This is a genomic window from Streptomyces sp. NPDC050388 (assembly GCF_040655635.1).
In the GTDB taxonomy this organism is placed as follows: domain Bacteria; phylum Actinomycetota; class Actinomycetes; order Streptomycetales; family Streptomycetaceae; genus Streptomyces.
In genome coordinates this window covers 1-12,384 of the sequence record NZ_JBFAKH010000137.1, presented here as the reverse complement: position 1 = coordinate 12,384, position 12,384 = coordinate 1, and the positions used below count along the sequence as shown (strand labels likewise).

Annotated in this window: 9 protein-coding genes and 3 pseudogenes; 4 read left to right on the top strand and 8 right to left on the bottom strand. The window is 68.4% G+C overall.

The window, feature by feature from the left end:
* Positions 1 to 189: 189 nt before the first annotated feature.
* Together AB0I73_RS38180 and AB0I73_RS38175 are read right to left on the bottom strand one after the other, a co-directional pair.
* Positions 190 to 312: pseudogene (locus tag AB0I73_RS38180) on the bottom strand (ABC transporter permease); the annotation flags it as partial.
* Between the two features lie 76 nt (positions 313 to 388).
* A pseudogene (locus AB0I73_RS38175) lies at positions 389 to 625 on the bottom strand (DUF4158 domain-containing protein); the annotation flags it as partial.
* 184 nt (positions 626 to 809) lie between these two features.
* On the opposite strand from AB0I73_RS38175, the gene AB0I73_RS38170 reads away from it, so the two are divergent.
* Positions 810 to 1,331 (top strand): pyridoxamine 5'-phosphate oxidase family protein, encoded by a 522-nt coding sequence (locus AB0I73_RS38170; protein WP_081235495.1) that lies wholly within the window; start codon positions 810 to 812, stop codon positions 1,329 to 1,331.
* Here the strand turns inward: AB0I73_RS38170 and AB0I73_RS38165 are convergent.
* From AB0I73_RS38165 to AB0I73_RS38140, 6 genes and pseudogenes are all read right to left on the bottom strand, one after another.
* Positions 1,318 to 1,488, bottom strand: a complete 171-nt coding sequence (locus AB0I73_RS38165) for a hypothetical protein (protein ID WP_363045004.1) — start codon at positions 1,486 to 1,488, stop codon at positions 1,318 to 1,320. The genes AB0I73_RS38170 and AB0I73_RS38165 overlap by 14 nt on opposite strands.
* Positions 1,489 to 1,882: 394 nt before the next feature.
* The gene (locus tag AB0I73_RS38160; RefSeq protein ID WP_363045003.1) at positions 1,883 to 2,668 is read right to left on the bottom strand and encodes a hypothetical protein; all 786 of its coding nucleotides are present in this window, start codon (positions 2,666 to 2,668) and stop codon (positions 1,883 to 1,885) included.
* A gap of 175 nt (positions 2,669 to 2,843) precedes the next feature.
* Positions 2,844 to 3,605, bottom strand: a complete 762-nt coding sequence (locus tag AB0I73_RS38155) for a metallophosphoesterase family protein (RefSeq protein ID WP_363045002.1) — start codon at positions 3,603 to 3,605, stop codon at positions 2,844 to 2,846.
* A gap of 71 nt (positions 3,606 to 3,676) precedes the next feature.
* Positions 3,677 to 5,155 carry a hypothetical protein gene (locus tag AB0I73_RS38150; protein WP_363045001.1) on the bottom strand — a complete coding sequence of 493 codons (1,479 nt, stop codon included), beginning with the start codon at positions 5,153 to 5,155 and terminating at the stop codon, positions 3,677 to 3,679.
* Positions 5,152 to 5,487: a helix-turn-helix transcriptional regulator gene (locus AB0I73_RS38145; protein WP_363045000.1), complete on the bottom strand. Its 336-nt coding sequence runs from the start codon at positions 5,485 to 5,487 to the stop codon at positions 5,152 to 5,154. Before AB0I73_RS38145 ends, AB0I73_RS38150 begins: the two co-directional genes overlap by 4 nt.
* A pseudogene (locus AB0I73_RS38140) lies at positions 5,487 to 6,050 on the bottom strand (tyrosine-type recombinase/integrase); the annotation flags it as partial. The pseudogene AB0I73_RS38140 and the gene AB0I73_RS38145, both read right to left, overlap by 1 nt.
* A gap of 168 nt (positions 6,051 to 6,218) precedes the next feature.
* Here AB0I73_RS38140 and AB0I73_RS38135 point away from each other — a divergent pair.
* From AB0I73_RS38135 to AB0I73_RS38125, 3 genes are all read left to right on the top strand, one after another.
* On the top strand, positions 6,219 to 6,818 hold the full coding sequence (locus tag AB0I73_RS38135; protein WP_363044999.1) for a hypothetical protein: 600 nt from the start codon (positions 6,219 to 6,221) through the stop codon (positions 6,816 to 6,818).
* Positions 6,815 to 9,136, top strand: coding sequence for a M48 family metalloprotease (locus AB0I73_RS38130; RefSeq protein WP_363044998.1), 2,322 nt, complete (start codon positions 6,815 to 6,817; stop codon positions 9,134 to 9,136). Before AB0I73_RS38135 ends, AB0I73_RS38130 begins: the two co-directional genes overlap by 4 nt.
* Before the next feature lie 374 nt (positions 9,137 to 9,510).
* Positions 9,511 to 12,327 (top strand): Tn3 family transposase, encoded by a 2,817-nt coding sequence (locus tag AB0I73_RS38125; RefSeq protein WP_363044997.1) that lies wholly within the window; start codon positions 9,511 to 9,513, stop codon positions 12,325 to 12,327.
* Positions 12,328 to 12,384: the final 57 nt, after the last annotated feature.

Sequence of the window (12,384 nt, the reverse complement as noted above, 5' to 3'; positions counted from 1 at the left end):
CTCCGGGCTGCTCCTCCTCGTGTGGTTCCCGTTGATCAGCGGGAGGGTGGAGCAGCGCTACCGAATCGGCACCGGGTAAAGGAAGGGGCGGAGCACAACTCGTCGATGACGGCGCCGTGCCGTGCGATGCTCGTGGATCCAGCGGACCCGTCACCACCGGCACTTGACGATCCGTCAGGCCACTGCCCGTCAGGCGTCCCGGCGCCGCAGGCTCCACGCTCCCGCCAGCAGGGCGACCGCGGTCCACAGCACGGTCACCGCGAGCCCCGACCAAGGACCCAGCGGCCCCTCGTGGGTCTGCTGGAGGGGTATCGCCGAGATACGGGCCATCCCGCGCCCCGCACTCGGCGAGGTGCTCGTCATCGATGCCGAGCTGCTCGGCGACGAACCGCACCGCGGAGGCCGGGACCGCCGTGGGGTCTTCGGTCAGGAAGGTGCCGAGCATCCGCACCGTGCCCCACTGCACCGCCCATCCCAACCTCGTCGCCGGACGGCGCTTCGCCCGCGCCAGGTCCAGGGCCTTGGTGTCCAGGCGGAAGAACTGTTCCAGCTCCCCGGGCGACGGTTCCGGAGCGAACCGGCCGTAGCGGGCCTCTTGCTCAGCAGACAGGTACTCAACAGGCATGCCGAGGACCGTAGAGGCCGCTGACCAGGCAAAACGGGCACGTCACCGAACCGGAATCAAGATCGCTCCGCTATCGCTAATTTCCGTTCCGGTACTCCCCGAAGGCCAACCCGCGCGGAGCAACCTCACCGCTGCTTCATCAATGACGACAGAGGGTGTCGGGTTTACGGCCGACGATGGACGTATGCGCGAAACCCCAGAAGAACTCAACAAGCTCCAGTCCCTCCTCGACTCCTCCCTCTCCGGCTCGACCGCACACCTCCGCTCGATCGTCGAGGGCCGCACCATCACGGCGGCGCAGCTCACCGGGGTCCTCACCGGCATGTGCACGCTCGCCCTCTCCACGGTGACCGCAAAGGGCGAACCGCGGATCAGCGGCGCCGACGGGCACTTCCTGCACGGCCGGTGGCACTTCGGCACGGCGCGCAACGCCGCCAAGGCCCGTCATCTCGCGGCCCGTCCGGCCGCCAGCGTCGCGCACATGCGCGGCGAGGACCTCGGCGTGTTCACCCACGGCACGGTGGAGGAGCTGAACCCCGAGGACGCCGAGACCACGGCCGACTGGCAGGAACTCCTCGCCTACTTGAAGGACTTCTACGGCGACGACGACGCCTTCGACTGGAACCGCGAGGTCGTCTACTACCGGCTGAACCCGCACTGGATGACCGTCTACGCCCCCGACCTCGACAAGCTCACCGGCACGTGACGCCGGGCCCGTCGACGAGGGCCTGCACCTGCGCGTACGTGGGTGCGGAGCCGGTCGACGGCGCGCCGTCGCGTACCGCCAGCGCCGTGGCGACAGCCTCGCCCAGCGCCCGCCGGTACAGCAGCGACCCGAGGCTGCCCCGCCCCCAAGCTCTCAACTCCTTCCCCAAGCTCTCAACTCCGCTTCGCTGCGTTCGAGCAGGGGGCCGCTCGGCGTCTTGCCGGTCCAGGGGACCAGGAACGGCAAGGTCGCGAGTTGGCCCCGAACCCACGGAAGCAACTCCGCAGAGCACGACGACGGACCCTTGAGTTCCCACCGAGAACCCTTCAGTTTGCGTGAACTTACGGGACTCGACGGCCTCGGGGAACATCGGTACAGCGGTTGGCGCTGAGAACGATCATGGCCCGCTAGTACCCCGCTCGGAGGCTCCGCGGGGGTTCGCGGAAAGATCGGCGGGAGAGTTCCCGGGCTGGCTACGGTCTGCCTCGTGCCGGTGGAGTTTCTGACTGATGAGCGGCGAAGCACTCAAGTTAATGGTGCCCGTGGAGGACCTAGAAGCGCTCTTCACCAGGCGTCTCAACGCCCCAGTAGCCGGGACGGCAATAGTCTCCCCACTCGTCGCGGATCTCTGCATAGGGGTCGTCCTCGACGTTGCTTCGCGGGTCCGCCCACCCTCCGTTTGAGCCGAACTCCTCAGCCTCAGTGGCCAGGATCTCCTTCAGCTCTGCGTTCCGAGCCTCTCCTGCTGCCTTACTCATCTGCTCTGAGTAGTCAGAGGCGCTCTGCCGATCCAGCCTTACTAACAGCACACGTTTGGCCGCCTCATCAGCGATCCGACATGCTTCCCGGTTCGCTTCCTTATCGGTCGTCACGAAGTCACCGATGCTGGTGATGCCAAGGAACGCGAGCACAGCCAACAATGAAACCGTGATCCCAAGCCAGGTTCCTGCCCACGCCGAAACCTTCGACGCGCCGCCGCCCCCTGAGCCACTTTCGTCGGACACTTGCCCTCCCGCCCGGCCGCCGCGGTCGGCATTGGTGCTGCCCACGGCGGGCGGCTCGGTCGGCTTGGGGGGAGCCAGGACACTCGCCAGATACGCGGTGAACGCCGGATCTTCAGACAGCACCTCCGACAACTTCTCGTGCAACCGCGAGCGGGCATCGGGATCGTCCGGTGTCTGTTCCACCGCCGATACGGCTTCTACTCCCTGGTCGACGCTGCTCAATCGGCTGCGCACCAGATCGACGGCCATGTTGCCTGCCGTGCCGCCTCCCGCGGTTGCCGCAGCGGCAGCCGCCTGCGCAACTGCCTCCACCGCAGTGGTCGCCAGGTCCATCCCGTCTGCCATACCTGTCCCCCTCAGACTCCTCGATGGCCCCAACAAGCTTATTGCGCAGCAAAGTTGAATGACCGGCGAATCGCAGCTCAGGAATCCGGTCTCGGGATTGGTAGGCGTCGTTGATCGTGTAGTCGGTGTTCGGCTTCCCCCCGCTGCGGAGGGGGAGCGAGTGTCACGAGCTGTGGTCGCGTCCGTCCCGTGGGGCGAAGGCTGCGAGGGCGTCGGCGTCGGTCGCGCGAGCGTACAGGAAGTAGTCCGCCCACTCGGTGATGTCGGGATAGGACGAGTCCTGGCTGACCTGGGTGGCTGCGGCCTCGACGTCGAAGTGCGTGGTGCGGAGCTCGACCCCCGGGCCCAGGAGGGCCCAGTGTGCTCCGGTTCGTCCGTAGGGCATGCCGATGCTGCCGGGGTTGATCACGAGTCGGCCGTGGGCCAGGCGGACGAACGGCATGTGGGTGTGGCCGCAGACCACGGTGCGAACGTCGGCATCGAGTCCGCTGAAGACTTCCTTCCAGCGGTCGAGGCGGGAGTCGACCAGGACGACCTCCTCGTCGTCACGGGGGGTGGCATGGCAGAACAGCACCTTTCCCAGCCCGCTCACGGACAGGGAGAGTGATCGTGGTAACGAGCCGAGAAGATCCAGGTGGTCCTCGCGGAGCTGTTCGGCGGCCCAGGGGGCGATCGGGTCGGGGATCGTGTCGCGTTGCCCCCGGCGGTATTCAAGGAGTTCGCGGTCGGCGTTTCCGCTGATCCAGATGACGCGGTCGCCGAGGCTGGTCAGCAGGTCGAGAACTTGGGTCGGTTGCGGGCCGGCGGTGATGTCGCCGGTGAGCACGATGTGGTCGGCGGTGCTGACGTCTGGTTCGGCGAGCACTGCCTCCAGGGCCGGCAGGACTCCGTGAATGTCGGACAGGACGGCTACTCGGTTCAGCATGGTCACCACTGTGGGGCGAAGACAGCCGAGCGGGGTGATCTTTCGCCCGGCGCGTAGTTCAAGCGGGCAGTTCAGCGTGTGTGGTCGCCGGGTGCGTAGTTCTTCCAGGGGGCTCCGGCCTCGGTCGCGATGCGGGTCGTGCTCTTGTCGTGGTAGCCCAGTGCCTGGGCGATGACGGGCGCCGGGGCCTGGAGGACGAGCTGGCGGATGGCCGAGGTGCGGCCCTTTTCGACCGGGACGCCGAGTTTCCGCAGGGCGTCGCGCAAAGTGCCGGGGTTCATCGGCTGGCTCGGGCGGCGGCCGGGAAAGAGCCAGGGCGAGTTCTGGTTGATGGCAGGGGTGTTGGCGGGCAGGGCCTGGAGGTAGTCGAGCAGGAGGGCGGCCACCGGCTCGGGAACTGGGGTGGGCGGGTCGCCGAGCCGGAGTGCGACGTGCTGGCCGTCGTGGACAACGTCGTCGGTGACCATGCGGACGATCCGGCTGACGGGCTGGGCGAACAGCAGGACCAGACACGCGGCGAGTCGGACCCTCGGCAAGGTGCTGTCGTCGGCGAGAACCCGTTGCAGGGCGGTGATGCGCTGGTGTTGGTCCATCGGGTGGGGGTTGGTGGTCGGGCGGTTCGGGATAGTGAGCCGCGGCAACCGGCGAGTCTCCATGCACCAGCGTAGGAATGCCTGTGCAGGACGCCGTGTGGCGTACTTCTCCGCGTGCCAGGCATCGAGATCGGTCTGGGTGCAGGCGTCCAGCGTGACGTGCCGGGCAGCGAGCCAGACCAGGAAGGCGCCGGCCTGGGTGATCTGCTGACGGGACTCCTGCGTCGTGCTGGTGCCCAGCGGGCTCTTTGCCGCCTTGACGCGGTGCTTGCGGAGCTGGTGCCAGGTGGCGAAGTGTTGGAGCAGGCGGGCGTGTTCGGGGTCGGCGGTGGTGGCGATCCGCTGGGCGAGCCACCGCTCGAACAGCAGGAGTCGGCGGTCGAGGTGGGGCAGGACTTCGCTGTCCATGAGCAGGTCGCGCAGATAGGCGGCGGTCCGCCAGTTCGGCAGGGCCTGGATGGCATCGTGTGTGAGCGGCACTGTCCCGGTGGCGAGGTCTCGCAGCAGAGCCAGGACTTGCGGGTTGCGCAGCCAGATCAGCCGACTCTTCGGACGGTCCAGGCTCACCAGAAGCCGGTGCAGCGGGATCAACTGCGGGTGGATGCGGCCGGTGCCGTCGTCCAGGAGGGTGGTGAGCTGGTCGGAGAGGGTGCAGCGTTCGCAGAGCCGTCCGCCCAAAAGCAGGCCCTCGAAGCCGCAGCGGTCGCAGAAGAAGTCGCGGCTGATACCTGCGCAGTCTCGGCAGATCGCGGTTCCCGCCGCGTCCCGGCCGGGAAGTAGCCGCTCGGTTCCGCAGCCGGGGCAGCGGCCCCGGTCCCGCATGGCCCGCTCGTAGCAGGTGCGGCAGATGGGACCGTCCGACCAGTTCGCAGACTTGGCGGCGCGGCGGCCGCAGCGTGCGCAGGTGCGTATGTGCCACCGCTCGTACTTCTCGCGGCTGTCGTAGGCCGGGCTCACGAGTCGGGGGTGATCCGGGCGCGCTTGGGCCGGATGGTGTTGGCCAGGTCCACAACGTCGGCGCCGCCGGAGGCGGCGGTGCGGCGCGGGGCGACGTTCTCCGCCCGGGTGGCGATCAGGTCGGTGGGGGTGACGTCGAGGATGTCGCAGAGCGCGGCCAGGACCGGCAGGGAGAGCCGTTCGGGAGTCTGGGTGACCAGGCGCCAGACCTGGACCGAGGGCAGCTCGATGCCGCGTTCGGCGAGTAGCGGGGAAAGGTCGGAGGCGGCGAAGATGCCGCGGGTGGCCATCACCTCGCGCAGTCGCCACTGGTAGCTGACCTGGCGTTTCATCAAGCCCTCCTCGCCGGCCGCAGAGCGGCCTGCATCGTCGCGCCCAACGCTCTGCGCAGGGTGCGGGTGCGGAAGTCGGAGGACACACACGTGTAGATCGCGGTCGTGGATGCGTGTTCGTGTCCGACCTGTTCCTGGACGAACCGGGCGTCCATGCCCTTCTCGATCAGGTGGGTGACGTAGGACCTGCGGAAGGAGTGGAAGTCGAGTCCGTCGTCCAGGCCGAGGGCATCCCGGTAGGTGGTGAAGCGGGTGTTCATCTGGGAGAAGCCGACCCGGGCCGAACGCTCCGAGGGCCACAGAGCCCCGGAGCCAGCAGTGGGAAACAACGGACGCACCTCCTCATTCCACTGCTGGAGGATCTCCGCCGACCAGTCGAAGACCGTCAGCACGCTGCGGCGCTTGGGTGGCGATCCCTTCTTCGCCTTGCCGTGGCGGACGTAGAGGACGCCGTACTCGCCGAACTCGGGGCCTTCGGGGTTGCGTCCGAAGTCGACCGCGTCCAGCATCCGCGTCTCGTTGCGGCGCAGGCCGAAGGCGTACGCGGTCTTGAACAGCATCGCGTCGCGGAAGGCGGGGTGCCGGTAAGAATCCTGTCACCAGCCGCAAACGAGTGGTCAGGGCGCAGCAGCCGAAGCACCTCGTCGCAGCCCACACAGTCTTGAGAGCAAAGAGAGTTGGGGGAATACTCCCGTTGACGCGGCTGACGGCGAAGGGGACGGGGCCCGCTGATGAGTGCGTTGCAAGGCAGCGAGAGGGAGCTGGCCCGTGAAGCCGTGCGGCGGCTGGCTCCGCAGGAGATGGCGTTCTTTGAGGAGACGGCTGACGCCTACTTCGAGGATCCGGTGCGAGCGTCCTGGAAGGCACGCGCCGAGCCGCTGGGCATCGGTATCGACGCTCTCGCCGTCGGCTCGTGGACGTTGTTCGCGTTGCCGGTCGCGTCGGCGGTCGTCGGGAACATCGCCACTGACCGCGTGCGCGAGGCGCACAGACGGGGCTGGTGGCGAAGGCGCCGGGCGCGGGCGGACGACCGTACGGACGGCGCCCCGGCCGATGACGCGGTCAGCGGTCCGACCGGTGCCGCGGACAACCCGTACGCCGTACCGAGCACCGCGCGGTCTGCTGCGCCGGGGGGACGAGAGCCCGCGGACCTGGAACTGCTGCGGCGCGTCGCCTACGACCACGCAGTCGCGCTGGGCCTGCCGCCGGACCAGGCACGACTCCTCGCCGACGCTGTCCTGGGCGGGGTCGTCGCCGGCTGGGACGCAGGTGCTCCGGGGGACGGCGGTCAGTCAGGGAGCAGCGGCGGCGGGGAGGACGGCCCCTCGTGACGGGGGTTTGGAGCGGGGTGGGGGCCGGCGGCCCGGTGGGGGTGCAGCATCCGTTCCGCCTGCCGTCCGGCACATCCCTGCGGTTCGCGTTGCTGATTCTGAGTACGTCGGTGGCGATGGCGACGGAACTCGGCGCGCTGGCCGACACGGCGGCGTACTTCACGCTCGGCGGCGGCAGCGTGGGCTCCCTCACCGAGGCTCTCGACTGCGCGTCAAAGAACTTCACCGAGGCCGCGTCCGATCCCGCGGCGTTCGCCCGCCGCTGCGAGTTGTCGGCCATCGGCGGCAGCGGGCACACCGTGGAGCTGGTGGCCTTCGCCGCGCTGTGGCTGACCGTCGGCATCACCTACTGGTTGTTGCCGGTCTACCGGCTGCGCCGCCGCCGACTGCGGCCCTTCCGGCCTGACCTGTACCCGGACATCCAGCACACGCTCACCGAACTGATAGCACTCGCCGAACTGCGGTGCTCGGTGCGTTTCGTCGTCGACCTGCGGGACCAGCGCCCCACCGGACTCGCCTTCGGAAGGGTCGGTCGACGCCATGTGATGCTCGGCGGCGGCCTGCTGCGTCTGCATGGCATCGATCCCGAGGCGTTTCGCGCGATCGTCCTGCACGAACTGGCACACCTGCGCAACCGCGATGTCGACATCGCCTTCCTCACCCTCATCTGCCACCGGCTGTTCGTCTTCGCGGTGGCGGTCCCGATGGCTGTCACGGCGCCCTTCGCCCTGCTGGTCGGCTGGGTGCTGCTGCCGAGCGGTGTGATCTTCCAGACGCTGCTCATCGCCGCCCAGTGCGCTCTCGCGGTCACGGTCGCCCACGCCGTCGGCGCGGTACTGCGCAGCCGCGAGCTGTACGCGGACGCCCGGGTCGCGATGTGGACGCGCGGCGCCCACTCGCTGCGGCGCCTGCTCGCCGCGCAGCACGGCATCGAGCGGACCGTGCCCCGCCGGCCGCTGCTGCGCCGCACGCATCCCTCCGCTGCGAAGCGGCTGGCCGCGCTGAGCGACACCAGCCTGCTGTTCCACTTCTCCCCCTGGGACGCCTTCGGGCTGGCACTGTCCTGCTCGCTCGTCTACCTGCAGGTGGCGCAGTGGACCGGGGACGCGGTCGGCCTGACCGACCACGACAGCGTGCTGAGCGCCCTCATCCCCGCCGTGCTGCTGGGCGGCAGCGTGGCCGCGGGCATCTGGCGCGCGACGCTGGCCGCGCATCTGGACCACACCAGGTGGGCGGGAGCCCACCGCACAGGGTTGGCCGTGGGCTGCGGCCTCGCCTTGGGCACGTTCGGAGACGAGCAGCACCGCACGGCCTTCGCCCTCGGTGTCGCCGACTCCCTTGTGGTGCAGGTGTCGTGGTGGCTGCTCCTCGCAGCCTTCGGTTACGGATTCGTACGGTGGAACGCGGTGACCGCCCGCGCGTGGGCACCGGTCGTGCTGGCAGCCCGCCGTCCGTTCGCGCCGATCGTCGGCTGCTGCGCGGCCGGTGTGGCGCTGCTGGGCATCTGGCTCGGACGCGTCTATCCCGCGGGAGGACCAGGCTTCGGGCTGCTGACCCTGCCGAGTCCGCTGAACTTGCTGCCGACGCCGCTGGACTACCTCGGCTATATGTTCTCCATGGCTGTCGTCCACCCACCCCCGTCGGTGGTCATCGCCGTGATCGCAGCAACCGCCGCGATGCCGCTCGCCGCGCCGTTCGGGGCACGGCTCCTGCACCGTGTCAGGAACGATGCGCCCACCGCGGGACCCGGACGGTTCCTGCTGTGGCCCTCGTCCGCGGAGGCGTCTGCGGCGCTCCTCGCCCCACAGCACCTGCGTCCCGTGCGGGCGTTGGTGGGCGGCGTCATGTTCGGCGCGGCTGCGGGGTTCGGGCTCTGGGTGGTGCACGTCGTCAGTGCCCTGGTCTTCCCGTGGCCGATCCAGTGGCTCGGTTCGGTCTTCACCCTCTACTTCGTGCCCGTCGCGATGCTGCTGCAACTGGCCGCCGGACTCTTCGTGGCACGGCGCAACGCCCTCCACGACCTGCGCGCCCTCCACGGAGTGCTCGCCGTCCTCGGAGCGGGGCTGCTGCTTCCCTTGGCCGCGTTCACCTCACGCGACCACTTTGCCTGCGTACGCTGGGGCACCAGCCACCCGGCATGCCAGGAGAATCCGCTGTCCGGGATGGGATTCATCTCGACGACAATCACGGCCTGGACCGCCGCCCTCGCGCTTCTCCTCCTGCCCACCGGGGCAGCCCTGTACGACAGCATCCGACAGCAAGGCCCACTCCGCCACCCCCACCCCGCAGCCCTCCCGGACCCGCCCCGGACGCGGTAACCCGCCCTTGCCCAACGCGCGTGCCGGACACGACTCCCTGCTCGTCCTTCAGCAGCGTCCAGTGCTCAACAAGCTCGTCCAGGTCCAACGGGGTACGGGCCACGATCGTCGATCGTCCTCACGAGGCTTCATCCATCGCAGCCGTACGGCCCCGGACTCACCCACATGGGTGACACCCTCGCAAAATCACCACCGTTTGCGGCTGATGACAGCGTTCTTACCGGCACCCCAATCACGAAGGGGGGGTATCGCCGAGATACGGGTCAAAGGGGCAATGAGTTGATCTTGAAGTCCTGAGCACCTCGGCCCGTCACCCGTTCGGCTCAGTGTCGTTGGTCGTGATGTTGTTGTCGTCAGGGCCCCGGGGCGGGATTGTGACCTCGATCGAGCGGACCGCGTACCCGCGGTTCAAGCGGCTGATCACCGCTCATGAGCTGCATCTGTTCTTCTCGCCGACTCGCGCTGAGCTTCAGTGGGCGGCCGATGCCACAGATGGTGACGAGCATCTGCTGGCCCTGCTGCTGATGCTGAAGTCGTACCAGCGCATGGGCTGCTTCCCCGCGCTGGAGGACGTGCCGGCGCAGGTGGTGGAGTTCGTACGGCGGCAGGTGGAGCTGTCGGAGGGCACGCTGCCGCAGTACCGGGCGGAGCGCACAGCCAAGCACCACCGCGGCCTGGTCCGCAAGAAGGTCGGCGTGAAGTACGACCAGGGCGAGGCCCGGCGGATTGCCGAGCGGTCGATCCGCAAGGAGGCCGCCGCGAAGAACCGGCCGGCGGACCTCATCAACATCGCTCTGGAGAAGGTCGTGGAGGCTGGGCTGGAACTGCCCGGGTTCTCCACCTTCGACAAGATGGCCTCGAAGATCCGCACCGAGGTGAACGCCTCGATCCGTGAGGGCATCCACGACCGCATGAGCCCCGCCCAACGGGCCGGGCTGCTGCGGCTGCTGGAGGAACGCGACAGCGACGGCACCACGCTGTTCAACTGGTTGAAGAAACCCGCCAAGGGGCCGACCTGGTCGCACTTCAAGAACCTGGCCAAGCGCCTGGACTGGCTGGACGAGCTCGGCGACACGTCAGTGTGGATGGAGTCGGTCGCCACGGGGAAGATCACCGACTTCGCCGGGGAGGCGGACGCGGCGGACGCCTCGGAGCTGCGAGACTACGCCCCCATCAAGCAGATCGCGCTGATCGCGTGCCTGACGCACAAGGCGAGGATGCGGGTCCGCGACGATCTGGCGACGATGTTCTGCAAGCGCGTCGCGACGAAGATCAAGAAGGCCAAGGAGGAGCTGGAGGCGATCCGGCTCACCGAGCGGGAGATCGTCGAGGCCCTGATCGGCAACTACCGCACGGTGCTCAAGAACATCGACGACGGTGGCCCCGCCCACCAGGCCGTTCAGAAGGCCGCGGTCATGACCGCCGAAGTCCGTGAGGCTCTGAAGGGCCTGGACGACGAGGCGCCGGTGGACGAGGTCGCCCAGCGCCTGGGCGGCAAGGTCTCCCCGGCGGTCCTCGCGATGGCCAAGGCCCTGCTGGTGCAGGCCGGCGGGCTCGGCGCCGTCACCAAGGCGGTCGAGGAGCTCGGCGGGTTCGACCAGCAGTACGAGCAGATCGAGAAGGTCTCCGCCCACCACGGCAACTTCTGGGAGGTGCTGCTGTACGGGCAGATCGGCCGGGACCGCGCGGTGATGTTCGACCTGGCCGAGAAGCTGGAGTTCACCGAGACGTCCGAAGACCGACGGGTACTGGACGCGCTCGCGCACGCGATGCGGCACCAGAGCACCCGCGGCGAGTACATCACCGCCTTCGACGAGGAGGGCAAGGAGGTGGACATCTCCTTCGCCACGCAGAACTGGCGCAAGGCCGTGCTCGACAAGACCCGTACGGGGCAGTTCGTGCGCAAGCACTTCGAGGCGATGATCTTCACCGCGCTCGCCGAGGAACTGCGCACCGGTGATGTCGCTGTGGTCGGCTCGGAGGAGTACACGGACTGGTCCAAGCAACTGCTGGACTGGGAGGTCGTGCAGGAGAAGCTGGGCTCCTACCTGGTCGAGGTCGGCCTGTGCAAGGAGGGCGAGACCGCCGCCTTCGACGCGGTCTCCTTCCGCCGGCAGCTTCAGGACAAGCTCACTGCGGCCGCCGCCGCGGCGGATGCCGGGTACCCGGACAACGAGGGCCTGGTCATCGACCCCGAGACCGGTATCCCGTCGCTGAAGCCGCACCGCTCGGAGGGGCAGCGGCCCTCGGCGAGGCGCTTGGAGCAGGAGATTAAGGCCAGGATGCCTGAGCGCTCGCTCATGGGGATCGTGGCGAGGACCGCGTATTGGGTGGACTGGTGGCAGCGCTTCGGCCCGGCGTCCGGCAACGAGCCGAAGCTGGACGATCCCTTCGGCCGCTACGTCATCACGACGTTCGTCAAGGGCACCAACATGGGCCCGTACGAGGCCGCCCGGCACATCCCCGGCGTGAGCGGGCACGAGCTGGCGTACACGGCGAACCGGCACTTCTCGATCGTGCTGCTGAACGAGGCGATCGCCGACCTGGTCAACGCGCACGCCCGTCTGGACATCTCCCAGGCGTGGGGCGACGGCACCACGGTCGCCGCGGACGGCACCCACATGGACACCTACCTCGACAACCTGCTCGCCGAGACGTCCGTGCGGTACGGCAAGCCGGGCGGGATCGCCTACCACCACATTTCGGACACCTACATCGCGCTGTTCACGCACTTCATCCCGTGCGGGGTGTGGGAGGCCGTCTACATCATCGAGGGCCTGCTGAAGAACTCCTCCGAGGTCAAGCCGACCACGGTGCACGCGGACACCCAGGGCCAGTCCCAGCCAGTGTTCGCGCTCGCGCACCTGCTGGGCTTCGATCTCATGCCCAGGATCAGGAACTGGAAGGGCCTGACCTTCTACCGGCCCAGCAAGACCACCGAGTACGTGCACATCGACGCGCTGTTCGGCGAGGCCGGGAAGAACGTCATCGACTGGGACCTGATCGAGTCTCAGTTCCGGCACCTGATGAAGGTGGCCGTCTCGGTACGTGAGGGAGCGATCTCCTCGTCCACGCTGCTCAAGCGGCTGCGCTCGGGCTCCAAGAAGAACGCGACCTACGCCGCGTTCCGCGAGGTCGGCCGCGTGATCCGCACTGAACTCTTCTCGGTAATGTCTCGTGACGTTTTGTGATCTTCGTTCAGGCGGTGCGACCGTGTTCGAGCTGGAGCAGGACGAGGGCAGCTCGGG